We start from the raw sequence: 25015 nt of genomic DNA, 5'->3' as shown, positions 1-25015 counted from the left end.
ATGTTTGCGGTGTTCTACCGTGTATCTGAGTATTAAATTAACCGTTCTGCTTTCATACCTACTAAATACCTACCAAAAGTAAGGAGATACAGAATGAGTCAGAATCAGCAACCGTAAGCAGAATATAAGTGGAAAAATTACAGGAAAACTGAACGGTTTTTTGTGATTTTTATTGGTTCAAGTAATTGATATTTAATTGATATTTAATTGAATTATTGCATGTCTTGTAGGATGGTCAGTCAAGGTGGTCGATCAGAATGGAAAAAGATCGGCTCGCTGGAAAGAGAATGTATTTTTAGTTAAGATCAGAACTGAAAACAAAAATGAGCTGAGGTGTATATGGAACAGGAACGTTCAGTACAGCAGTATCAGCAGATTGTGAAACAGCTGATCCGTATTTCTGGAACTGTCCAGGATATTGTGATGGAGCAGTTTCAGATAATCAGTCATCTGAATGCTCAGAATATGTTTCAGATAGATCAGGAGCACTCCTGTATTTACCTGTGCAATGGATTGTTTTCAGTTCAGTTTCATTCCCCTCCATTTCAGCAGCAGTCAGCTGTATTCAGTTTCCGGCATCATCAGTTTCGGGCAGGCTGTCTGGAAGATTTTATCCTGCATGATGTGAATTTTATGACAGGGGATCAGAAACCGCTGCATTCAATTTACCTGATGAATAAAGCACAGCAGTTGAAACAGCTGATCGTGAACGAGGTCTATCGCTGGATAAATGGTGCAGAGCGGGTCAGAATGTTTTTACAGCATCTGTCAGCCATTCAGGCACAGATTATTGATCATATGATGATTAAGGAAGGGTTTTATAAGACAAAAATCCTGAGTCAGTGTGTTGAAAACGGGACAGAAGTTCCAGAGCACCTGTTGTATATGCTCCAGGAGATCTGTTCTCTGAAATATACGGCACCTGAGGATTTTCTGCCTTTGCAGCAGCTGAAGGATAGTTATGACGAATTCTGCTTCAGTGCGGCTCAGTTCCTGCCTGTACCCATGTACAGGATTATAAAACTGTCGTTTGAGGAAAGTTTCAGACTGGCAGATATGGTGGAATATCAGGATGATATTGCACTGCTGTATGCCCATGCAGAGGAGCGCAGTCATCTGCTGGGGTTTGTACGGCTCATGAACAGAGAATGCTGGCATCGCCAGGACATTCTGGCTAAAACCAGTTTTCTGGAGCCATCTTTGCAGTTATGGCAGAAAAAAGTTGCCAGGCTTCCATTGTTTGACTTCCCACGTGCTGCCAGCTGGATGTTCAGGCAGTCACAAGAAGTGGTGGACTGGATCAGTCAGAATATTCAGTATTCGAGTATACGGGTGACTGTGACCGCGCTGAGTTTTATGGATACCAGTCAGGTGCATCCTCAGGTTATTCTTGCAGTTTTACAGTATTTTCACTATGCCGCGGCACGCATGTTTATTTACAGCTGCGATTATTTTGCGACGCAGCAGAAATGGTTTGAACATGCAAATAATGGTGGAGTCGTACTCAAAGGTCAGCAGCAGGCTATGGATGACCAGCGGACAGCCATCAGTCCCTCCATTCTTTATCTGGATGAATGGATGAGTCTTTTACACAATGTTGCCTCAGAAGACAGTCAGTTGCTGAAACAGGTCTATACCGGTATGAGCCGTATAATGCAGGCTTATATGCTGCATCTCCAGCAACAATGCAGTCATTTGCCCGACGACCTGATGCCCTATATCCATCCTCATAATCAGCAGAACCGGGATTTTTATATTTCATTACAGCGCCATCATATAAAGGCAGATGAATTCAGACAAAGGTTTTACCTCAGGGATGGCGCATGCAGGGAATCTGTTTTTGATGCTTTTGTTCGTGACTACGTCATGGATTTTTTTACGCATTTCAGAATTGTGCCTAAAAATTTAAACTGGTACGCGCTGTTTCATCAGGCAGTTGGCTGGCATGCGCAGATTCAGAAAGAAGAAGTGCTGTCCAGACTTGGAAAAGAGTTACAGATTGAACGCTGGGAGGGATTCAGCAGAGAGCCTGTTCAGTATTTTTCAGGCTGGTGTTTTGAAGAACTGACCAGTGTGGATCGGATGATTGAAGAATCCAGGAATTTTCATCACTGTCTTGCGGTCAGTTTTGCCCGTCAGATGATACAGCGTGAATATGCTGCTTTTCATATGTCATGTCCTTTGCAGAACATACATCTGACTCTCGGCTGTCATGTGGTCAGTCAGATGCTGATTTTTGATCAGCTTGAATATCCTGATAATAAAAAAGCGGAACAGCCTGTGATACAGATTGCGCAGGAATTTATTCAGTGGCTGAATCAGTCGCTTCAGCAGCAGTGATCAGTTTCATCGGCTGAACATCCGTCTTTTGCTTAACTTTTGCGATAAAAGTCGTTAGGCTATAGCCGTTCATTTACGGTATGGGTCATATGAAACAGGAAACTGCTCTTAAACTGCTAAAAGCTGGCGAAAATGTATTTCTGACGGGTTCGGCAGGAGCAGGGAAAACATATACCCTGAATCAGTACATCAACTATCTGAAAGTCCGTAAAGTTCCCGTTGCTATTACCGCATCTACAGGGATTGCCGCTACACATATGAACGGTATGACCATCCATACCTGGGCGGGCATCGGCATTAAGGATTTTCTGTCCGATGCTGATCTGAAGAACATGAAAGAGCGTAAATACCTGAAAGAGCATCTTGAAAATGCTCAGGTACTGATCATTGATGAAATTTCAATGCTGCATGCAAAACAGCTCAATCTGGTCAATCAGGTACTGAAATATTTCAAAGAAAGTGATGAGGCTTTTGGCGGGATTCAGGTCATTGTGGCTGGAGACTTTTTCCAGTTGCCGCCAGTGGGAAAAAATGATGAACGCAACCGTGATAAATTCTGTTTTATGTCAGATGCATGGGTCGAGGCAAAATTCAGAGTCTGTTATCTGACCGAACAGCACCGTCAGGGTGATGACTATCTGAATGATATTTTAAATGCCATTCGGGCGCAGAATATTCAGCAGGCACATATTCAGGCACTTGAAGCGACACGCCAGCAGGATATCGGCGACACATTTACCCGTCTGTATACCCACAATATGGATGTGGACACGATTAACTATAAACATCTCAATGCCATTGAAACAGATCCGCATCAGTTCAATGCAGTACTCGATGGCAATGAAAAACTGATGGAAACCCTGAAGTCCTCAGTTCGGGCACCAGAAGAGCTAGTGCTGAAAAAGAATGCCAAAGTCATGTTTGTCAAAAACAATTTTGATATGGGCTACATTAACGGCAGCATGGGTGAAGTGATTGGATTTGAAGAAGATGATGATCACGGAATGTTGCCAAAGGTGAAAATGACCGATGGGACGGTTATGGCTGTAGAGCCTGAGACATGGTCAATTGACAATGAGTCAGGGAAAACCATTGCCAGTTTTCAACAGATTCCTTTGCGTCTTGCCTGGGCAATCACCATTCATAAATCTCAGGGCATGACACTTGAAGCCGCTGAAATCAATCTGACGCATACTTTTGAAAAAGGTCAGGGTTATGTGGCTTTGTCCCGTCTGAAATCCATCAGCGGTTTAAGACTGCTGGGCTTTAATGAACAGGCACTGGAGCTGGACAGTCTGGCAATTAAGGCAGATAAACGTTTCCAGGAGCTGTCTGGTGAAGCTGAACAGCATTATGAACTGACTGATCTGAGTGCGCAGCACAAAGCCTTTATCCGGCATTGTGGTGGGACTTTAAACGAAGTGGAAATCGAGCGTAACGAAAAGAAACTGGCTAAAAATGGTGGAAAGCAGAGTGTTTCGGCGGCAACTCTGGATGAAACCCGTGCTCTGTTTGAAGAAGGCTATGAAATTCAGGATATTGCACATGAACGTGGACTGACGCCTGCAACCATTATCAATCACCTGGGGCGTTTACAGAAAGAGCAGGGTCTGGACATTTCAGTTGCAAATCCAGGTGAAGAAGTTGTAGAGCAGGTTCGTAAAATATATAAAAAACTGATGAAGCGTCAGAATGCAGAAAACTTCAGCGAAGATGGCAACATCAAACTGCGCCCAATTGTGGAAGCGACCAGTCCACGTATGGGTTACGACCAGGTCAGACTGGCATTGCTGTTTATTGAATAAACCTGAATCTGTAAAACGATGATTTTTGTTACAGCTGTAATTTTTCGGTTATAACATCGGATATTATATGACTTTATAAAAATCAGACTGCTTCTATATGGCATTTACAGCATGGTTTAAGCTGCGGAATTTTGTTTATAACAATCTGCATAACGATGAGTATGAAACGCCGTTCAGCCGTTGTATCAACTGGTTTCTGATTCTGTTGATTATTGGAAATGTCGTTGCGGTTTTGCTTGAATCAGTCAATCAGATTTACAGTACATATCAGTTTTATTTTGATATTTTTGAAAATATCTCAATTGTCATATTCAGTGTTGAATATGTGCTCCGTTTCTGGAGCGTGGTTGAAAAAAGCCCTTTTGATTCTGGCTGGAAAGTACGGTGGCAATACGTTACCAGTGGTGCAGCCATTATTGATTTACTGGCAATTTTACCAGCCTATGTGAATTTCTTTGTACATATAGATCTGCGCTTCCTCAGAACCTTACGTTTACTTCGTTTACTCAAGCTGACGCGGTATTTTGTATCGTTACAGATTTTACTGCGGGTGATTGAACGGGAAAAAGGATCTTTCCAGGCCGTTATTTTTATTTTAATGATCATGATTGTGATGGCTGCCGCAGGTATTTATGTGGTGGAAAGCCGTGCTCAACCAGAGGTTTTCAGCTCAATTCCGGCTTCCATGTGGTGGGCAGTCGTAACACTGACAACGGTGGGTTATGGTGATGTCACTCCGATTACGCCAATTGGACGTTTTCTTGGCGCACTGATTACCATCCTTGGGGTTGGACTGGCAGCTTTACCGGCAGGTATTCTCGCCAATGGACTGGCAAATGAACTGGAACTGCGCAAGCAGCAGCTGGAGTTAAAATTCAGGGATCTGCTGGAAAACTGTGAAATAGATATTATTGAAGATGAAGAAAAGATTGAAAATATCCGAAAAGATGTAGGCTTATCTACTGAACAGACACAGGATATTGTTTTACAGCTGATTCGGGAGCGAAAGGAAAAACAGCTTGAAAGGGAAAAAAACAAATACTGTTTCTGTCCTCATTGTGGACATAAGCTGCCCGAGTGAATGGTTACAGGGTTTGCTCAATGTCTTTGTGTGGACTGATGAGTAGACCCTGATGCATGTTTTAAATTTTATTCTGATTTCTGTCCATTGCAAAAGCAATGCACAGTACCGCTAACCCACCAAGACTTAATGCTGTTCCGAGCCAGATGGGTGCCAGCCATCCCATACCCTCAGCAATCACCCATCCACCAAGAAACGCACCAACTGCATTGGCAATATTAAAAGCAGAGTGATTCAGTGAGGCTGCCAGTCCCTGTGCATTGCCCGCAACATCCATGAGACGGGTCTGGAGCAGGGGAGCAAGACCTGCAATACTGAAGCTGACCAGGAACAGACCAGCATAGGCAGTATATATATTCTGCATGCTTAAAGCACAGATCAGATAAGAGCAGGCGTTGCTGAGTAAAATCACCACAATCGCCCGATTCAGGTTTTTATCAGCAAAATAGCCTGCAACCAGTCCTCCAGTCACCAGTCCCATGCCGATTATTGCCAGGGCAAAGGGAACAACTGTAATATTCTGCTGGGTATATTCGGTCAGAATAGGGGAAACATAACTGTAAACGGAAAACAGCCCACCAAATCCGATTGCACCCACCGCAAGGGTCATCCACATGCGAAGATTACGCAAACCTTTCAGTTCGTTGATGATGCTGGCAGAGCGGTCAACAGCAATCTGCGGTACACAGAAGCTGATTGCAACAACAGTAAGAAATGCGAGGGATGCAGAGAACTCAAAGCCTGAACGCCATCCGTAATTCTGTCCCAGCCAGGTGGCAAATGGAACACCAATGACTGTCGCCAGATTCAGTCCAAGCATCAACTTTGCAACAGCAGAAGCACGCCGGTTTTTCCCTGCATATTCGGCTACAACCAGTGCAGCAATACCAAAATATGCACCATGAGGCAGACCCGCAATAAAACGGGAAATCAGTACCGTTGAGTATTGATCAGTGAGCGCTGTCATGGCATTTGCGATACCGTAAAAAAGCATAAGACCAGTCAACAGGATTTTACGGGGAACCTGGGCGGCAAGAATCGCAATTACAGGTGCGCCAACTGTCACTCCAAGTGCATAGGCACTGATAAAATGCCCTGTAACAGGAATGCTCAGATTCAGATCTTTGGAAATTTCCTGGATCAGTCCCATCGCCACGAACTCGGTCGTTCCTATACAGAAACCACCGATGGCGAGGGCAAGAATAATCAGCGTTAAGGGCGGTCTGGATATAGAGGGGGATGCAGCACTGGAGGACATTAAGTGAATATTATAGTAAATTAAACAGGCTTTATTATATTACAGGGTACAACTTAATTCATATAAGCATATTGAACAGGATAAGAAACAGTGCGTCTTCGCCAGTTGACAGTGATGATGGGCTGATTATTTTAAAGGCTGATAAATATAATAATCACAGTTTTATACAGTTCCTGGTTCCGCTGTCATCAAGTGTGTGCCTGTGTCCATTTCTTAAAAAATCTGCGCTGAAGCGGCGTCATCTGAATTTGCAAAGTGAGTGGATCATGTGTGAGCCGGCAGAGCCAATAAGTAGAATACGCTTATCCAGTGTCTTCCAGTATTCACCAATGACTTCTTTACAGACTCCGCAGTCTGAATGTCTGTCGGTGCAAGCGCTAGAGATACAATATGGAAACTCAATGAGTCTATCTCTGAAATATTTGATATGTAATGATATATCTAATTTCAATGTGTGATTTATAATACTGTTTTATAGACTCCTGAGAGTTTTTTATCCGAAGCTGAATCTGTTCGGCTGCATAATATAAATGGATATAAGCGCTATATCTGTCGCAGTCTGTTGAATGGCGGGTTTTGTGCTTCAATTAACATTTTAACTGCTGAAAAATAATCAGAACTGACATGTAATTCAGCAAAATAAATTAAACTTAAAATGGATGATGCTATGAATTTTCAGGTTGATGCTTTTGGAACACTGGTCATTGCAGTTATTGTTCTTTTTATTGGACGTTTTCTGGTACATCGGATTAAATTTTTAAGAAATTATAATATTCCAGAGCCTGTAGTCGGCGGTCTGATCGCAGCAATTCTGGCTTTTCTTCTGTTTAAGTTTTTTGGAATCAGTGCAAAATTCAGCAGTGAAATACAGACCATTCTGATGCTGATGTTCTTTACCTCGATAGGTCTGAGTGCAAGTTTTGTCAAACTCAAAGAAGGTGGTTCAGCCCTGTTTATTTTTCTGCTTTGTGTTATCGGTTTTGTACTGGTGCAGAATGCAGTAGGTATCAGTCTGGCTAAAATGCTGGGACTTGACCCGCTGATTGGTCTGATTGTCGGTTCAATTACACTGACGGGTGGTCATGGAACAGCTGGGGCGTGGGGAACAGTACTCGAACAGGAACATGGTATACACGGTGCAATCGTACTGGGAATGGCAAGTGCTACTTTCGGTCTGATTATGGGTGGTGTGGCAGGCGGACCTGTCGCGAAGTTTCTGATTAAAAGATATAAGCTCGAAACGGTGGATAATGATCCGAATGATGACACACCAGCGCATGATAACTCAGCTGCATTTGAATACCGTCGTAAAACCCGTTTAATTACTGCTGATAATGCCATTTCCACACTGGGAATGTTTGCGCTGTGTATTTTTGTGGCAAATCAGATGACCGAATTCAGCAAGGGACAATGGTTTGAGCTGCCAACTTTTGTGTGGGCGCTGGGTACAGGTGTGATTGTCCGCAATGTGCTTGAACATGTGTTCAAAGTGAATATCTTTGACCGCGCCATTGATGTGTTTGGTAATACCTCGCTGTCTTTATACCTGGCGATGGCTTTACTGTCTTTACAGTTATGGTTGCTGGCTGATCTGGCGGGTCCACTGGTTATTATCCTGGTGGCTCAGACGGCTGTACTTGCGCTGTATACTTCTTTTGTCACCTTTAAAGTTATGGGTGGAAACTATGATGCTGCTGTACTGGCTGCAGGGCATTGTGGGTTTGGTATGGGGGCTACACCAACAGCCATTGCCAATATTCAGGCTGTGACGGATCGCTACGGTCCATCGCATAAAGCCTTTTTGATTATTCCTCTGTGTGGTGCATTTTTTATCGACATTATTAATGCTTTTGTAATTCAGACACTGATTAAGTTTTTTTAATAGAAATCCATTGGATGAACTGAAACAGCTCTGAAAAGGAGCTGTTTTTGTTTTTACAGTTCATGTTCATGAAACATCTGGATGTATACGGGATTCTGAACTGTTCTGAAAATAATCTATTTCAAAGTGAGAATAAACATGAGCTATGACCTGCAGTTATTCAGTATTGAAACGATGTATAAATATCAGCAATCAGAAGATGAAGACTTTTTTGAGCATGCTGATCATCTCTGTAAGTTTACAGAGCAGCAGTTTGAAGAATTGAAAGAGCGTCTGATGGCTTAGAAGTTTGAACCTGTAAAAACAAAGCCAGGAACAATTGAATTTGAAAAACCTGATTCAACCATTTCAGCATGACTGACAATGTCAGGTGTGTATTTTCAGTTGGGTTTTAATCAGGATGATATTTTTGACGTGACCATGACTACCTCAGAATTTACAGATACAGGTGAGTTTGCTAAGTATGATCCGCAGTCAGGTGAATGGGAAAGTGAGTCTGCTTCAGAATAACCTTAACTTTTTCAAAAGGCCTAAAAGTATTGGGTAGCTAAGTTTAATGAAATATGGGTTAGGTATGCTCATTAATTTTGTGATATAGTGAATTTTATTCATTTATAGATATTGGAAGTCAAATTCCAGTCAGGCTTATTGCTGAGCATCATGTTTCTTCATACAGATGCATGCACAGTTATTTTTAAGGCTGTTATTTGAAGTGTATCTTCTTGCTTATACACTGTTTTGTTTAACTTTCTACTCAATGTGCAGTTTTCACTGTATCTGAGTCAATTTATTTTCCCGGACTTCTTATCCGAAGCATGGCTTTCCGCTCTACGCTCGGGTAAAGCATACTGATTTATGCCCTTGTACAAGGACAAAACATTATTTTACTGGACTTCGCTCATGCTGGAAATTCGCCACCTAAAAACATTAACCGCCTTACGGGAACATGGTTCACTGGTGGCTGCTGCCAATGATCTCTGTTTAACGCCATCGGCGATTTCCCATCAGCTCAAAGAACTGGATCACTGGTATGGTGTAGAGGTGGTCAACAGACGCAGCCGGCCTGTGACTTTTTCCAATGTTGGGCAAAGACTGTTGAAACTGGCAGATGATGTTTTGCCACAGATTCAGATTGCTCAGTCTGATATTACCCGTATTGTACATGGTCAGACCGGTCGTATTATTTTCTCATCTGAATGTCACAGCTGTTTTGACTGGTTAATGCCTTTGCTGAATCAGTACCGTCAGCAGTATCCTGATGTAGACCTGGACTTTGCTTCAGGTTTTGAAGCAAATCCACATGAATTATTGCAGAACGCTGAATTTGATCTACTGATAACTGCAGATCCGATTGCATTGAAAGGCATCGAATACTTTCCAATTTTTGAATATGAATCCAGGCTGGTGCTGTCCAATACGCATCCTTTGGTGCGGGCAAGTCAGATCAGTGTTCAGGAACTGGCGGAAGAAACGCTGATAACTTATCCTGTAGACAAACACCGACTGGATATTATGGCAAAGCTGTTTATTCCAGCCAATATTCAGCCTAAGCAGATCCGTACAACGGACTTAACGCAGATGCTGATTCAGCTGGTTGCCAGCGGACGGGGGATTGGTGCGTTGCCTGACTGGGTGGTCAATGAGTATGAACAGAAAGGATGGGTCACATCCCGTCGTCTGGATTGTGTGTCTCCTCAAGGGTTACGACGTACACTGTATGCCGGCTATCGGGTGGAAGAAAAAGAAAAAAGTTATTTTGAAGGCTTTTTAAAACAGCTTGCAAAGTTTTCACTGAAGCGTAATCAGTACTATTCAGCCTGAATCGGTGAGTGGCATCAGTCAGCTGAGGTTGAACTGACTGATGCTGGTTTTATTATCTGCGGTTAAATGCATCTGCCAGTAAATTGGTTCTGGACAGGACAAAGGCAAAGATGCCTATGAAAATAACAGCAAAGCCCAGGTATCGGGTCCATGACTGTACAGAGCCTTTGCCTTGCCAGATCTGAAGTTGCGCACTGTGAAACTGAAAATTATTTCTTTCAGTGATTTCAGCATGTGTACCAAATTCGTTGCCCGCAGAGTTCTGTGTTGCATCAATGGAAAATGGGTCGGATGCAATCACCAACAGAACAGGTTCATTGGCTTTATAGCTGTGAGTATCATCTTCACGATAAGCCTCCGGTCTGTAACCCTGTTGACTCGATCTTTCCACGCCACCGATAAATCTTAAATCCACTTCACCATCAGCAATAGCATGTCCCCGTGCCACAATGACAAATCTATACGGGTTATCTGCTGCATTAGCATTGAATCCAATTCCAAGATCAGGTCGGTCTTTCATATCCGGTTTGGGCATACTGGTTTTATTCAGCGCTTCAATCTGCTCTGGAGTCAGATCATAACTTGCAATCAGCTGTTTGCCATATTCTCCAGATTTAGGTTCATGCGGTGCTTTACTGCATGCTGTCAGCATCAATAGTGTAATGACCCCAAGAAATGAAAATTTACTGATAAAAAATAGAAGTGTTTTATTCATGCATTTACCCTGTGTATTCATTGTTATGTTGTTAATCAGTATTTTTATGACAGTGCCTGTTTCCTGGTCAGGACCATATTCTGCATGATCTGCATCAGACAGGAGGAATCTTTTCTGATTTTTATGTCTGCAGTATTCAGGTTGTCATTTTTATAGCGCTATTTTATTTATTTTTTCTGAAAATCATAGGTTTATATGTCGGTTTTAATCATCAATGACGGTAAAAAATCAGTATGGACTGAATGGGGTATAGAATCATGATGTTTCAAAGTTTTTAAATATATAAAAAACTGAGAACTGCTCCTCAGTAAGTTGCTATACAAGATGGATTAAACTTTTTAAAATTAGGCTCTTATCTTTTATTTTTATGAGCATCGGGTTCTGCATGAAAAAGCCAGATCAGCCATCACCATCACAGCTGATGTCTGTTATTCAGACACAGACCGCTATTGCAAAACTGGGTCTGGATCTGAATGCAGTCATGACACTTGTCGCTGAACAGGCACAGCAGATTACCCATGCCAAAGGCGCTGTGGTTGAACTTGCAGAAGATGGAGATATGGTCTACCGGGCTGTTTCGGGTGGTGCTGCACATCTGCTGGGTTTAAGGCTGAAAATGGCGAACAGTCTCTCAGGGCGCTGTATTTCTGAAAATACAACGCTGTACTGTATGGACAGTGAGGTGGATGAGCGTGTCGATCGGGATGCCTGCCGCCGTGTCGGATTGCGGTCAATGGCGGTTGTGCCGCTGGTACACTGCGGTGAAGGGATTGGAGTACTGAAAATTTACTCCTCGGAAGTCAATGCATTCCATGATGGTGACTTACAGATACTGAGTCTGATGTCGGAGCTGATTGCTGCTGCAATGTTTCATGCAACCCGATATGGCGCTCAGGAATTATATAAACTGGCGACTCAGGATAATCTGACAGGGCTTGCAAACCGTGCGCTGTTCCTGGACTGTCTGCGTCAGGGAATGGAAAAAGCCCGATACAGCAACAAAGTGCTGGGCGTCCTCATGATTGATATGGATGGCCTGAAACCAATCAATGATCAGTATGGGCATAGAATGGGAGATGCAGCACTCAAGGAAATTGCACAGCGTATCCTGAAAAATACCCGTCATGAAGACCTGGTTGCACGTCTGGGGGGAGATGAATTTGCCGTCATACTGTCATCAGTGCAGAATCAGGAACTGGCAAGTGCTGCCATGAACAGAATTGCTGAAGCATGCGGTTTGCCTTTTGTCTTTGAAAATATCCGCCTGAAGATAGGCGCAAGTGTTGGACTTGCTGTGTATCCTGAAGATGCAGAAACCTCGGAGCAGCTACTTGAATATGCAGATCATAAAATGTATGTGCATAAAAAACTGAAAAAATCATCAGAATCCATCGGTAATACATAAGTTTTGAGTATTCAGACTGAACAGATATTTATTATAAAAAACACTCAGCTTATATTTATTCACGATGAATCGGCTGAATCACTCTGGTTAGGCTGTGTGTGTTGAAATCATCAGGAATATGAGCGTGTCAGATCAGCAAAGGCTCTCCAGGGATCTATGGATTATTTGCGCAGGTTTTGTAGCTGCAATGCATGTCGGAAAACTTCCTCCATCTGTTCCGATCTTACAGAATGAACTGGGAATCAGTTTTGTACAGGCAGGTCTGTTACTGTCACTGGTGCAGCTGGCAGGTATGCTGTCCGCACTGAGTCTGGGCAGTTTTACTGAAAAATTTGGATTAAAGCGCTGCGTGCTGACCGGGTTGCTGTTACTCAGTCTTGCCAGTGCAGTCGGCAGTCAGGCACATGGTGTCGAAATGCTGTTAGGTCTGCGTGTGGTGGAAGGCTTTGGTTTTTTACTCGTGACACTCAGTGGTCCTGCATATATCAGGCAGCTTGTATCAGTTTCACAACTGCAGACCCGCATGGGCCTGTGGAGTGCGTATATGGGCGGTGGCATGGGGATAGCACTGTTCATCACACCTTATTTAATTACACTGGCGGGCTGGCAGGGTGTATGGATATTTTTCTCAGTACTGAGCCTGTTATTGGGTTTATGTATTTTATTTTTTGTGCCTGAACCAAAGTCAGTATCACAACATTCATCTATTCTGAAACTGATTAAAAGTACACTGGTGCATCGTCCAGCCTGGATACTTGCTGGTATTTTTGGTGTCTACGCAGGTCAGTGGTTCAGTATGGTGGGTTTTTTACCTGCGATTTATCAGCAAAACCACATTGTTCCTCAGCTGGCTGGAGCATTAACAGCATGTGTTGCTATTGCCAATGCAGTGGGAACATTTCTCTGTGGTTTGATGCTGCAACGTGGTTTCAGCGCTAAAACTTTAGTCCAGCTGGGTTTTAGTGTTCTGAGTGTCAGTGCTTTATTTTTTTATATCAGCATGAATGAACTGAACTTTTTCATTCAGTATGGACTGGTGTTCAGTTTTTCTTTGTTCGGGGGGCTAGTGGCAGCAGTTGTCTTTTCACAGGCCCTGCATTTTGCACCATCTCCACTGGCAATCAGTGCAACTGTCGGGTTGATACTTCAGTGCTCTGCAAGTTCCCAGTTTATTTTACCGCCTGTGATTGCCATGACTGTTTCAGAAACAGGCGGCTGGTTCTGGATCGGCATTATGATGGCTGCATTATCCTGTATCGGTATTTTACTCAGTCAAAGGTTGTTTAAACAAAAACAGGCTTAAGCTGAAAGAGGTGTTCCTGATATCAGGATTTTCCAATCAGCAATGAAAGAATACCTGCTGCGATTAATGGACCTACGGGTACACCGCGCAGCAGCGCGACACCTGCAACCGTGCCAATTAACAGCCCCGCAACGACATTGGGCTGATGGCTCATCAGCTGAACACCGCGTCCACCGAGCCATGCAACCAGTAATCCAACAGCAATCGCCAGTAAGGATTTCCAGTGCATGAAAGACTTTAAAATTTCATCGCCAGGAATTTTCCCGCTGGCAATTGGCGTCAGTACACCAATGGTCAGAATAATGATACCGATGTTCAGTCCGTGTTGTTGCAGCAGAGGAAAATATTCACTTAATGGGGTAAGGCGAAAAACAATCAGCACCGCAGCAGCAATGGTGACAGCCGTATTATGACTGAAGATGCCACACGCCAGTAATACAAGCAGTACGATTAAATTCAGATCCAGCTGGGCAAGTTGTGGCATATCATTCGGGGCAGTATTAGAAACGGCTTATTGTAGCCTGTATTGCGGTAAATGCCGAATCATGGCTGTCACAGCGGAAATCACAGCACAGATCAGCTAAACTAGGCACTTCTGTTGATATTCTGAGAATTTACAATGCTGTTGGAAAAAATGTTGCAATCACAGGGCTTTGGCTCCAGGAAAAACTGTCAGCAACTGATTAAAAATGGCGCAGTAAGTATTCAGGGTGAAATTGTTACAGATCTGAAGCATAAGTTTGATCTCCATCAGCCTGAATTTTCAGTTTATGGTACGGAATTTCAGTATCGTGAAAAAATTTATATTGCACTGAATAAACCCTCAAATTATGAATGTTCACATCAGGCAACACACCATTTCAGCGTATTTGATCTGTTTGATGATGTACTGATGAACCGTGGTCTGCAATGTGTGGGGCGGCTGGATCAGGATACAACAGGGCTGTTACTGCTGACCGATGACGGGCAGTTTTTACAGGCGCTGACTCATCCTAAAAAGCATGTTCCTAAAGTCTATCAGATGCAGACCGCTGACCCCATTACTGCTGAACAGATTCAACAGTTACAGCAGGGGGTGGAGCTGCGCAATGAAAAAGGTGTGTTTGCTGCTACAGATGTTGAAGCATTAAGTCAGAATGAACTGAAAATGACTGTACATCAGGGTGTCTATCACCAGGTCAAAAGAATGCTTGCCGCCGTGGGAAATAAAGTTGAAAGTCTGCATCGGGCTCAGGTGGGGCAGCTTCAGTTAAGCAGTTTAGCTGAAGGAGAGTGGGTTTATCTGTCTGATGAGCAGATTTCAGCCGCGAAAAACTTATCGGAAAAGATTGTCGGGATCTGATATTGGGAGTCACTGAATCATAGTGACGCATATTTATGTTTCCGCAGAACTCAGAGGATTGGCTTCCTGTTGCTCTTTCCCACTTAACTGATGATACAGATCTGCCATGCGTTGACTGGACAATATAGAAGCTGACTTTATTTCAGGAAACAGTGCCAGGTCTGAAACTCCTCATCTTTGACAAATCCCAGCTGTTCATATAACCGATGTGACTGATAATTATTTTTTTGTGTTTCCAGGCTGATCCGCAGAGCATTGTCATGCCGTGCAAATAAAATGGCGGTGTCAATCAGCTGTTTTGCAGAACCCTGTCGCCTGTAGACTGGGGTGACATAGACATCGTCCAGAATATAGTAGCTTGAACAGGAGATGGAGGAGAAGCCCTGGTACAGCACAACAAAGCCGGTTATGACTTCATCTTTAGCATGAATAAAAATAACACTTTCCTGATTTTCAAACCGTTGTTTTAAAAATTTATATGAAAGATCAATGTTTGAGGAAGCCCCATAAAACTGTCGATATTCATCAAACAGAACAGAGAGTTGATGCAGGTCTTCAACAGTTGCACGCTTTACAATCATTTTATTCCTCATGCTGTTCTTTTATCTATGCATGAAGAATAACCAGCATTTACAGGAAAAATTGATTAAATTTTGTTTATAAATGCAACACTGTTTAAGTTTTGTCGCTTTCGCCCAGCAGAGCATTCAGCTCTTCAAAAATATCCTGATGTTCATCATCAAAGTTTGTATCTGTCAGCGGCAGTGAAACCTGTTCCGTGCCTGACTGTAATTTCTGTTCCTGTTTCAGTTTTCTTAAACGGATCAGCTGTTCCAGATTGATATTCTGATTTTCAATAGAAAAGGGGATGGACTTGGTGAGAACAACCTGTTTAAAAAACAGTCGCACTGCCTGGGCGGGAGTAATTCCCAGCTGTTTGAAAACAGCAAACGCCTGTTTTTTCTCTTGAGAATCAAGACGTATTTGATAAACTTCAGTTTTTCTCATGATTTTTAAAATTGTAAATTACTAAACTTTTCAGCCTTATTGTAATCAAAGAATTTGTAATTTCAATATAAATACAATAATTTTTTGAAACATTTGTAATGACAAATATATTACAGTGTCAATTCATGCCTGGAACTGAAATGCATTTTCTGTTTGGTAACAGGGTCAGTAAAGACAAGATGCTTTGCCAGTAACTGCAATGGCGCACTGAAATCATCTTTGTCTTTATGATTTAAAGACGGGTAAAAAGGATCATTTTTAATCGGAATGCCCAGTGAGCTGAGATGAAGTCTGAGCTGATGCTGTTTACCTGTGTGAGGATCCAGCTTATAGATCGCCCATGCATCATTATGCTCTGTCAGTTCAATCTGAGTCTGGCTGTTAGGCTCACCATCAACTATCTTCATGGTATAGAAGGGATTCCCCTTTTCCATTCGAACTTTCATTTCAAGCGGAAATTTCAGCTCAGCACAAAAAGGCGCGATTGCAAAATAAGTTTTCTGAACTTTTCTTTCAGCAAAAAGTTGCTGATACAGACTTCTGCTTTCAGCCTGTTTAGAAAACATGACTACACCTGCGGTTTCCCGGTCAAGACGGTGTATGGGGGTCAGGAGTTCGTTTTCGGTCTCATTTTTAAGCCGTACCAGTAAGGTTTCCTGAACGTACTGTCCGGTTGGACTCATGGTCAGAAAGTGAGGTTTGTCCACCACCAGTAAATCATCATTTTCAAACAGAATATGATGTTTAAATGGGACATGTGGCTCATGTTCCAGAAAGCGATAATAAAAAATCTGGGTATTTGCGCTGTATGGGGAATGAAGTGTGAGTATTTCGCCTGTTTCACTGTAAATCTGAGCATCATTGAAACGCTGTTGCCATTCCTGCTGTGTAATATGGGAAAACTGCATGCACAGATATTCAAAAACGCTGACGGGTGCAGGTTTAATCGTCGGCAGATACAGTCTGCTGGCACTGACACCCCGAACCATAGGGGGAATAAATGAAGATGCGTTCATATACAGGTGATCTGACAGAAATAATTAACATAATGCACTGATATAAAAATGTGCATTTCGGTTGCAGCGCATAGGCTTTAAGACTGTGGAATGCTATCATAATCGCTCTTTTGAATCATGTCGTGTCTCATAATATGCAGTATTCATTCAGCCTGAACCTCCAAAGTGAAACTGATACACAGAACCTTGCGCAGGTTGTGGCAAGCTGTTTTAAATCTGGTGTGATCTATCTGATTGGTGACCTTGGTGCGGGTAAAACAACGCTGACGCGCTTTTTGCTGCAAAGTCTGGGGCATAATGGCGCTGTAAAAAGCCCGACCTATACACTGGTTGAACCCTACAGCATAGCTGGTCAGGAAATTTTCCATTTTGACCTGTATCGACTGAATGATCCCTATGAACTGGAGTTAATGGGTATCCGTGATTATCTTGAAACACCTGATGCACTGTTCCTTTTTGAATGGCCATCTAAAGGTGGTGATGAAATTCCACAGGCAGACCTGGTGATTCAGATAGAAAAATCCATGGATGAAACGACCCGTATTGTGACAGTTCAGACTTCTCTGGAAACTCTGCATCAAACTTTGGAGCAAAAACTCGGACATGCGTGAAGATATCAGCGTACGGAGAATTAAAACCCTTGATCCTGCACTTGCCAACCAGATTGCGGCAGGTGAGGTTATTGAGCGTCCGGCATCAGTGGTTAAAGAACTGCTGGAAAATGCAATTGATGCAGGTGCTACCGAACTGATTATCCGTGTGGCACAGGGTGGCAGTACGCTGATTGAAATTATGGACAATGGTCGGGGCATTCACCAGGATGATCTGGCGCTGGCGGTTATGCGCCATGCAACCAGTAAAATTCAGACTTCCGAAGACTTACAGGCGATTGTCAGCCTGGGGTTCCGTGGTGAAGCACTCGCCTCGATTGCGGCAGTGTCGCGCTTAACTTTGACAAGCAGTCAGGATGACTCAGGGATCGGCTATCAGGTTGAAGTTAATGGTACCGCATTTGACCATCAGCAGATACAGCCTGTAGCTGCTTCAAAAGGCACAGTGATCCGTGTACAGGATTTATTTTTTAATGTACCGGCACGACGGAAATTCTTAAAAAAACCAGGCACAGAATTTGGTCATATTGAAGAAATCGTAAGACGTCTGGCATTGACACATTTCGATATCCGCTTTGTGCTTGAGCACAATGACAGTATTAAGATCAATCTTCCTGTTGCGGACAGTGGCGAACTGCGTTTTCAGCGTGTGCAGCAGATGCTCGGGCGGACGTTTACGGAAAATGCCTACTGGATTGATGCTGACAGCGTACATATGCGTCTTTCAGGCTGGCTGGGGCATCCCTCTGATGCCCGTGCGCAGGCAGATTTACAGTATGTCTATGTAAATGGACGGATTGTAAAGGATAAGACCATCTCACATGCCTTGCGTATGGCTTATGATGGCATTCTGCATGGGCATCAGCATGCTGGTTATCTGCTGTTCCTGGAAGTTGAACCTGAAAATATTGATGTCAACGTACACCCAACCAAACATGAAATCCGTTTTTTAAACCAGCGTGAAGTTCATGAGTTTGTACGGCATTATGCAAAAGAAACACTTTCACAGTTTCAGACGGCCAGTGCAGAACTGGGCTCAGCCTTGAAAATTGAACAGCAGACACAACAACCTGATGTGATTCAGCCACGCTATCAGGAACAGTTTCAGTTACACAAAGCGGTTGATGCTTATACGCCTCAGCCTGAACCACAGCTGTCTACAGAAATTCTGACTGATTTTAATGTCAGCAGTCCACAGGTGGTTCAGTATTCAACCCGTGCAGATTACAGTGCTCAAGCACCACAGAGCCTGAACAATGCACTGAAAAGTTATCTGGCACCTTTGCGGGATACATCGGCCGGATGGTCTGAAAACTCCTCTGAAGATTCTGCTGTAAAAGTGGATGAACATCCTTTAGGAATAGCCATCGCACAGCTGCACGGTATTTATATTCTGGCGCAGAACACTGAAGGGCTGATTATTGTGGATATGCATGCCGCACATGAGCGGATTCTGTTGCAACAGATGAAATCGGCATGGGACAGACCGGATTTCTGGATATCACAGCAGCTGCTCATTCCTAAAGTGATTTCAATCAGTCGTATGCAGGCAATGCGTGTCGATGAGCTGAAAGATCAGCTTGCCCGACTGGGACTGGAAATAGACCAGTATGGCGATGAGCAGGTGATTGTACGTGGGGTGCCTGCCATATTGCATAAAGCAGATTTTGCTGCACTGATTCCTGAACTGCTGAATGATCTGGACCCTGGTGATGAAGTGCAGGGTTTATTACAGAAAAGGGATCAGATTCTGGCGGGTATGGCATGTCATGGTGCTGTCAGGGCGCACAGAATGTTGAGTCTGTCAGAAATGAATGCTTTGCTCAGACAGATGGAGCAGACCGAATTTGCAAGTCAGTGTAATCACGGACGACCAACCTGGAGAGCATTTCCGCTCGCTCAGCTGGATAAACTTTTTGCCCGTGGAGAATAAGGCATGTCAGAACAATTACCTGTGATCAATCTGATGGGGCCAACAGCCAGTGGTAAAACAGCTTTAGCCTGTGAATTATATGAGCGTGGTGGATTTGAGCTGATTTCCGTCGATTCTGCGCTTGTTTACAAGGATATGGATATTGGTACCGCCAAGCCGACAAAAGATGAACAGGCGCTGTTTCCGCATCATCTGATTGATATTATCAGCCCACTGGAAGTTTATTCTGCGGCTCAGTTTGTGGATGATGCCTGTGTGCTGATTGATGATATTCATCAGCAGGGGAAAACACCGGTACTGGTTGGTGGAACAATGCTGTATTTCAAAGCGTTACTGGAAGGTTTGTCTACAAATCTGCCAGGTGCAGATGCGACAGTCAGAGCAGAGATTGAAGCCAAAGCTGAACAGGAAGGCTGGGAGGCAGTTTATGCTGAATTGTGTGCGGTGGATGTGCTTGCAGGTGAAAAGTTTAAGGTCAGTGACAGGCAGCGGATTATCCGTGCTCTTGAGGTTTATAAGCTGACCGGGCAGCCGATTACAAAACTACAGGCAGAACAGCCTAAAAACGTACCATATCGTTACACTTTTCATAATCACGCCCTGTTGCCAGATCGGTTAGAATTGCATAAGCGCATAGAAAAGCGTTTGGAAATTATGTGGAAAATCGGTTTTTTAAATGAGGTGGAAGACCTGATTAAAAAATACGATTTAAATGAAAATTTACCCTCTATGCGTGCTGTAGGTTACCGTCAGGTGTTGGAATTTTTGTACAATGGTGACAGAAGTCTCAAAAAAATACAGGAAATGGAGGATAAAGCCCTGTTTGCGACACGACAATTGGCAAAACGTCAATATACGTGGCTTAGATCGTTGCAGGAATCGCATAATTTTCAGACATATTTAACAATAAAACAAGCCCAAGAAGACTTGCGAAACTGTTACGGATAAAGCAAAATTTAACAGCTGTCTTTTTTATAAATTTTAATTGAAAAATAAAGATAGTTTTTTGCGCTGATTTTTGAATTATTTTTGGAGTTATAAAATGTCTAAAGGTCAAACCTTACAAGATCCGTTCTTAAATTCTCTCCGTAAAGAACGTATTCCAGTTTCTATTTTCCTTGTGAATGGTATTAAATTACAGGGTCACATTGAATCTTTTGACCAGTATGTTGTTCTGTTAAAAAATACTGTAAGCCAGATGGTTTACAAACATGCGATTTCAACTGTAGTTCCTGCACGTAACCCACGTCCTGCTGGTGCTCCTGCTGGTCAGGCTGGCGGCTTCGGTGGTGGTGCTCAGACTGGTGGCTTTGGTGGCGGTCAGGGCGGTGGCTTTGGTGGCGGTCAAGGCGGTGGCTTTGGCGGCGGTCAGGGCGGTGGTTTTGGCGGTCAAGGCGGCTTCGGTGGTCAAGGCGGCTTCGGTGGTCAAGGCGGTGGCTTCGGTGGTCAGGGTGGCTTCGGTGGTCAAGGCGGCTTCGGTGGTCAGGGCGGCTTCGGTGGTCAGTCTTCTACAGGTTTTGACGGCGAATCAAAATTTGAAGACTCGCAGGAAGATGACAACAATCGTTAATATCTGATTGTATTTAAAAGCCCCTGTTTTACAGGGGCTTTTTTTATGCTTAAGCTGCAGGATCTAATGGAGTGCAAATAAAAAAACCAGTGCTTAAAGCACTGGTTTCAATGTTGTCAGTATGAGATCAGCTGTCAGATTTTTTGTTGTTTTTACGATCCAGTGCAGGATCTTTAATTTCAACAAAAGCATTGCTGCGGATTTCGCGTAACCAGCTGTCCAGTTCAGCATCATACTGACGTTCACCAAGTATCTGACGCGCCATACGTTGCTGGTATTCACTCGTCATATCCTGCTGACGGGTATCTGTGACTTCCAGAATATGCCAGCCGAACTGAGACTGAAATGGCTCACTGATCTGACCCACAGGAGTATTTTTCATTTTTTCTTCAAACTCTGGCACCATCACACCTGGAGAAACCCAGCCCAGACTACCGCCATCGCGGGCAGAGCCAGGGTCGGTAGAAAAAGTGGAGGCTAGCTCAGCAAAATTCTGACCCGCTTTTAAGCGGTTGTAGATGCTGTCGATCATCTGTTTTGCATTATCAGGGCTGACCACTTCAGTTGGCTGAATCAGAATATGGCGGACTTTATACTGAGGAATAATGGCTTTTTGCTCAGAACCTTTACGCTCAAGTAATTTCAGAATATGAATACCATCGCGTACAGAAATCAGTTCTGTGGTCTGACCAGGTTCAATCGTACTGACGCGGGCGGCAAGTTCAGACGGGATGTCAGACAGGTTGCGGAAGCCCATATCTGAACCTTCAACTTTGGTGCCGGCAGTTGTAAATTTTTTACTGATGGCAGCAATATCATTATTGTCTTTGAGTTCAGCCTGTACCTGTTTGGCTACAGATCCCACATTATTGTTACCTGAAATACGGACGTGCAGAACGTGAACCTGGTTGCCTAATGCAGCCTGTCCCTGAGGTGTTTTCAGGAAGTTTTCAACATCCTGGTCACTGATTTTAATACGTGAAGTCACCACTTGCTGACGCATGCGGTTAATCGTCAGGTCTTCAGCAATACGGGAACGTAAAGATGCATAGGTTCCTGGTGCCATTGCATCCAGTTTTTGCTGGAAAGCTTCGAGACTTGATGAACCGGACTGAGCAGCAACTTTCATCACAGCTTCATTCAGTGCTTTTTCATCGGGTCTGATGTTGTAGCGTTTGACCTGTTCGAGTTGTGTCTGGCGGATAATCAACTGTTCAAGCGCCTGTTGTTCTATGTATTGCTCAGGCGGCAGCTGTTTTTTCTGTGATTCCAGCTGATGTTTGATTTCAGCAATGGATTGCGCAAGATCACTGCGGAGAATAACACTGTTGTCTACAACGGCAACGACTTCATCAGTTGACTGGGCAAAAACAGGCAGTGAGGATGAAATTGCTGCTGCCAGTAGCGTTGCTTTAAAAAAAGTTCTTAACTGTTTCGTCTTCATTAACGTTGTGTCCAGGATTGATTAATTTTATTAAAACCTAAAATACGGTTTTCCAGTAAGGAAGCCAGTTTGTTATTGAATCCGCCCAGTCCTTTCAGGTTTATTTCCGCCATGATAGCCCGTTTAGGTTTTACATCCGCGTCATTCACGTTGTCAAGGTCATTATAATAAGAACGGCCATAGACTGAGATGCCCCAGCAGCAGGATTCATAGTTGATACCCAGCAGGTATTCACGGGCAACATTGTTGTCCATGTCGTACTGTGCATGCCCCATAATGCGCCAGTTGTTATGAACAGGCTGAATGAAAGAGGCAACAACCTGATCGTAGTGATCCTGACGGTTGGTAATATCTTTACGGTAGAAATATCCAACATTGTACAGATTGCCCTGATCGCCAGTGTAGTACAGCTGGAAATCACGCTGGGCATTATCGTTGTTGGACATCCAGGCAGAATTTGCCACGACGCTGAAGTTTTCAGACAGCTGACTTGCAAGGCTGACGATAGGTCCTGTGCGACTTTCACGGTCAAATTCATCAGGTGAATTTTCCAGTGTGATACGACGGTCTTCAAAAAAGAAACTCTGTCCAACGCTGGCTTTGATCCGTTCCAGACCAATATCATCAAACAGGCTGTAGCTTAAACCGAGAGACAGGAAGTTGTTGTCTTCAAGTCGGTCATGCCCATAAAAACGGTTTGGACTGAACAGCTGGTCATAGTTGATGGATGCTGTTGCAGAGTCAAAGTTAGGGTGGTTCTGCTGGTTCTGATATGGTGCATATGCATAGAAAGCACGTGGTGTGATGGTCTGAAGATATTTACCATCTTTTTCAAAAGTCAGACCGGCATCCAGTGTGAACTGCGGAACAGTTACGGAAACCGATTCGTCAGAAGAATTCAGATTCTGTGCTTCAACGGTTTTTTTGTCAAAGAAAGTATTGATATTGGCAACACTGACTTCAGGAATAACAAATGACCATGGATTGCGGTAATTATAACGCACAGCAAATTCATTATACAGTCGTGTACCACTTGGTTCAGATGTACTGCTGCTCTGGTTTAAGGCATTGATGTCCTTTTTGAAATAAGCAGTATCACTGTTAAATTCATACTGCAGACCCTGCAGATCACCTGCTTTGTAGTTCAGCAGGAACTGTGGCAGACGGGCATAAGGACGGTCAGACTGAGGTACCTCAGGATCCAGCGTCTGGAAGTCTTCAACTTTCAGCTGAGCCTTTAAACCGGGAATACCATTTTTGTAATTCAGCTCCCATGCACGACGCAGGTTCAGATCTGTTTTAGAGTTTGGATTGTTGTTCAGATCTGAAAAATAATCTTTGTCTGAAGCGTAGTTGTATTCAAGATTGGTAGAGAACTGCTTGTTGATCTGCCAGTTATGCAGAAAATGAAGATCCTTACGGTCTTCATCATCATAACTTTTATCTGAAGGAAGATATCCACCCCATAACTGACCTTCACCGAAATTTTCAGTTAAATAGCGGAAACTGCCTTCAAGCATGGGTCCACGGTCACTGATAAATCGAGGTGTGAGCGTTGCATCGTAATTTGGTGCCAGATTCAGATAAACCGGAACACCAAGTTCAACTCCGCCGTCATTGGTAAAGCCAAAAGACGGTGTGAGAATACCGGTTGTACGTCGGTCATCAATCGGGAAATTAAAATAAGGTACAGCCAGTACAGGCGTATTTTTTACATAAAGCTTAGTACCGCGGGTTGTACCACGACCTGTATCCTGATTCAGTTCGATCTGATCTGCCTGGATTTTCCATCCAGGTGACTGATCGGGTGGGCAGGTTGAATAGGTTGCATTATTCATGACCACAACATTTTCAGAAGTGCGGGCAATTTTTTCTGCACGGCCATGCGCATGCTGTTCTTCAGAAATATAGAAACTGTTGTTCAGTTCACCTTTCTGAGTTTTCAGGTTGTAATCAATCTGATCGCTTTGAGCCAGCAGACCTGCCTGTGCCATCTGGACACGCCCCTGTGCGTTGGCAAAAGTCTGTGTTTTATCAATCGTGACTTTGTCTGCACGGATCTGTCGACCTTCCTGGTCAATCAGAACATTGCCTTCCAGTACAGAGTCACCATTTGGATCATAGTGTCCATAATCAGCGGTGACAGTGGATGTCGCCTGATCCGCAGGAACGGGTTTGACTTCTGGGCTGACCGGGGTAATCCAGGCACCGCTGCAGAATGCGGAACTTAAATATTTTCCATTGCGCATCTGAGCTTCAGGTGCGGTTTTATCCACATAATACTGCTCAAAAAACTGCTGACCTGGATATGCTTCCTGGATGGTCTGCTTAAGTTGCTGGTTATTTGTGGTAGAGACCTGATCTACATCCACGGACTCAGCAAAACCCGAAACGGAACTACCGCACAGAAGGGTGAAGATCGCAGTTGCTAGAGGATTGAATTTAAACTGATGCTTCATTTGTCTCATTAACCAGGCATGC

General features: G+C 43.7%; 22 protein-coding genes. 14 read left to right on the top strand and 8 right to left on the bottom strand.

Annotated features, from left to right (window positions below):
- Window positions 1-339 precede the first annotated feature (339 nt).
- From CDG61_RS10110 to CDG61_RS10100, 3 genes are all read left to right on the top strand, one after another.
- Complete coding sequence (locus CDG61_RS10110; protein ID WP_087550979.1) at window positions 340-2340, top strand: hypothetical protein; 2001 nt, start codon at window positions 340-342, stop codon at window positions 2338-2340.
- Between the two features lie 89 nt (window positions 2341-2429).
- A complete protein-coding gene (locus CDG61_RS10105; RefSeq protein ID WP_087512324.1) occupies window positions 2430-4145 on the top strand; it encodes an AAA family ATPase in 1716 nt (571 codons plus the stop codon).
- Window positions 4146-4242: 97 nt separating this feature from the next.
- Window positions 4243-5226 carry an ion transporter gene (locus CDG61_RS10100; RefSeq protein ID WP_087550980.1) on the top strand — a complete coding sequence of 328 codons (984 nt, stop codon included), beginning with the start codon at window positions 4243-4245 and terminating at the stop codon, window positions 5224-5226.
- Between the two features lie 61 nt (window positions 5227-5287).
- Here CDG61_RS10100 and CDG61_RS10095 read toward each other — a convergent pair whose 3' ends face one another.
- Entirely contained in the window at window positions 5288-6484 is a 1197-nt protein-coding gene (locus tag CDG61_RS10095; protein ID WP_087550981.1) for an MFS transporter, read from the bottom strand.
- A gap of 667 nt (window positions 6485-7151) precedes the next feature.
- On the opposite strand from CDG61_RS10095, the gene gltS reads away from it, so the two are divergent.
- The 4 genes from gltS (at window position 7152) to CDG61_RS10085 (ending at window position 10187) form a co-directional block, all read left to right on the top strand.
- Window positions 7152-8366: a sodium/glutamate symporter gene (gltS, locus tag CDG61_RS10090; RefSeq protein WP_087551074.1), complete on the top strand. Its 1215-nt coding sequence runs from the start codon at window positions 7152-7154 to the stop codon at window positions 8364-8366.
- A 138-nt stretch (window positions 8367-8504) separates the two neighbouring features.
- Window positions 8505-8651, top strand: a complete 147-nt coding sequence (locus tag CDG61_RS17485; protein ID WP_171405598.1) for a hypothetical protein — start codon at window positions 8505-8507, stop codon at window positions 8649-8651.
- Between the two features lie 78 nt (window positions 8652-8729).
- Window positions 8730-8876, top strand: a complete 147-nt coding sequence (locus CDG61_RS17480; RefSeq protein WP_171405597.1) for a hypothetical protein — start codon at window positions 8730-8732, stop codon at window positions 8874-8876.
- A gap of 390 nt (window positions 8877-9266) precedes the next feature.
- The gene (locus CDG61_RS10085) at window positions 9267-10187 is read left to right on the top strand and encodes a LysR family transcriptional regulator (RefSeq protein ID WP_087550982.1); all 921 of its coding nucleotides are present in this window, start codon (window positions 9267-9269) and stop codon (window positions 10185-10187) included.
- 52 nt (window positions 10188-10239) lie between these two features.
- Here the strand turns inward: CDG61_RS10085 and CDG61_RS10080 are convergent, their stop codons facing one another.
- On the bottom strand, window positions 10240-10902 hold the full coding sequence (locus CDG61_RS10080; RefSeq protein ID WP_087550983.1) for a hypothetical protein: 663 nt from the start codon (window positions 10900-10902) through the stop codon (window positions 10240-10242).
- Between the two features lie 385 nt (window positions 10903-11287).
- Here CDG61_RS10080 and CDG61_RS10075 point away from each other — a divergent pair, with 385 nt between their 5' ends.
- Both CDG61_RS10075 and CDG61_RS10070 read left to right on the top strand, forming a co-directional pair.
- Window positions 11288-12307 carry a sensor domain-containing diguanylate cyclase gene (locus CDG61_RS10075; protein ID WP_087550984.1) on the top strand — a complete coding sequence of 340 codons (1020 nt, stop codon included), beginning with the start codon at window positions 11288-11290 and terminating at the stop codon, window positions 12305-12307.
- A 124-nt stretch (window positions 12308-12431) separates the two neighbouring features.
- Entirely contained in the window at window positions 12432-13610 is a 1179-nt protein-coding gene (locus tag CDG61_RS10070; RefSeq protein ID WP_228199564.1) for a CynX/NimT family MFS transporter, read from the top strand.
- A 22-nt stretch (window positions 13611-13632) separates the two neighbouring features.
- On the opposite strand, the gene CDG61_RS10065 is transcribed toward CDG61_RS10070, so the two are convergent.
- Window positions 13633-14094 (bottom strand): DUF441 domain-containing protein, encoded by a 462-nt coding sequence (locus CDG61_RS10065; RefSeq protein WP_087550986.1) that lies wholly within the window; start codon window positions 14092-14094, stop codon window positions 13633-13635.
- A gap of 135 nt (window positions 14095-14229) precedes the next feature.
- On the opposite strand from CDG61_RS10065, the gene CDG61_RS10060 reads away from it, so the two are divergent.
- Entirely contained in the window at window positions 14230-14952 is a 723-nt protein-coding gene (locus CDG61_RS10060) for a pseudouridine synthase (protein WP_087550987.1), read from the top strand.
- A gap of 137 nt (window positions 14953-15089) precedes the next feature.
- Here CDG61_RS10060 and CDG61_RS10055 read toward each other — a convergent pair whose 3' ends face one another.
- The 3 genes from CDG61_RS10055 to CDG61_RS10045 form a co-directional block, all read right to left on the bottom strand.
- Window positions 15090-15533, bottom strand: coding sequence for a GNAT family N-acetyltransferase (locus CDG61_RS10055; protein WP_087512315.1), 444 nt, complete (start codon window positions 15531-15533; stop codon window positions 15090-15092).
- Window positions 15534-15627: 94 nt separating this feature from the next.
- Entirely contained in the window at window positions 15628-15960 is a 333-nt protein-coding gene (locus tag CDG61_RS10050) for a type II toxin-antitoxin system RelB/DinJ family antitoxin (protein WP_087512314.1), read from the bottom strand.
- A 110-nt stretch (window positions 15961-16070) separates the two neighbouring features.
- The gene (locus CDG61_RS10045; protein ID WP_087550988.1) at window positions 16071-16976 is read right to left on the bottom strand and encodes a pseudouridine synthase; all 906 of its coding nucleotides are present in this window, start codon (window positions 16974-16976) and stop codon (window positions 16071-16073) included.
- A gap of 134 nt (window positions 16977-17110) precedes the next feature.
- Here CDG61_RS10045 and tsaE point away from each other — a divergent pair, with 134 nt between their 5' ends.
- The 4 genes from tsaE (at window position 17111) to hfq (ending at window position 21090) form a co-directional block, all read left to right on the top strand.
- Window positions 17111-17587, top strand: a complete 477-nt coding sequence (gene tsaE / locus CDG61_RS10040) for a tRNA (adenosine(37)-N6)-threonylcarbamoyltransferase complex ATPase subunit type 1 TsaE (RefSeq protein ID WP_087550989.1) — start codon at window positions 17111-17113, stop codon at window positions 17585-17587.
- Window positions 17580-19520 (top strand): DNA mismatch repair endonuclease MutL, encoded by a 1941-nt coding sequence (gene mutL / locus CDG61_RS10035; protein ID WP_087550990.1) that lies wholly within the window; start codon window positions 17580-17582, stop codon window positions 19518-19520. Before tsaE ends, mutL begins: the two co-directional genes overlap by 8 nt.
- A 3-nt stretch (window positions 19521-19523) precedes the next feature.
- Entirely contained in the window at window positions 19524-20468 is a 945-nt protein-coding gene (miaA, locus tag CDG61_RS10030) for a tRNA (adenosine(37)-N6)-dimethylallyltransferase MiaA (RefSeq protein WP_087550991.1), read from the top strand.
- 94 nt (window positions 20469-20562) lie between these two features.
- The gene (gene hfq / locus CDG61_RS10025) at window positions 20563-21090 is read left to right on the top strand and encodes an RNA chaperone Hfq (protein ID WP_087550992.1); all 528 of its coding nucleotides are present in this window, start codon (window positions 20563-20565) and stop codon (window positions 21088-21090) included.
- Window positions 21091-21217: 127 nt separating this feature from the next.
- On the opposite strand, the gene CDG61_RS10020 is transcribed toward hfq, so the two are convergent.
- Window positions 21218-22534 (bottom strand): peptidylprolyl isomerase, encoded by a 1317-nt coding sequence (locus tag CDG61_RS10020; RefSeq protein WP_087550993.1) that lies wholly within the window; start codon window positions 22532-22534, stop codon window positions 21218-21220.
- Window positions 22534-24993 (bottom strand): LPS-assembly protein LptD, encoded by a 2460-nt coding sequence (locus CDG61_RS10015; RefSeq protein WP_087550994.1) that lies wholly within the window; start codon window positions 24991-24993, stop codon window positions 22534-22536. Before CDG61_RS10015 ends, CDG61_RS10020 begins: the two co-directional genes overlap by 1 nt.
- Between the last annotated feature and the right edge of the window lie 22 nt (window positions 24994-25015).

It is taken from the genome of Acinetobacter sp. WCHAc010052 (genome assembly GCF_002165295.2).
GTDB lineage: Bacteria > Pseudomonadota > Gammaproteobacteria > Pseudomonadales > Moraxellaceae > Acinetobacter > Acinetobacter chinensis.
This window is presented reverse-complemented; position numbering and strand designations above follow the sequence as displayed.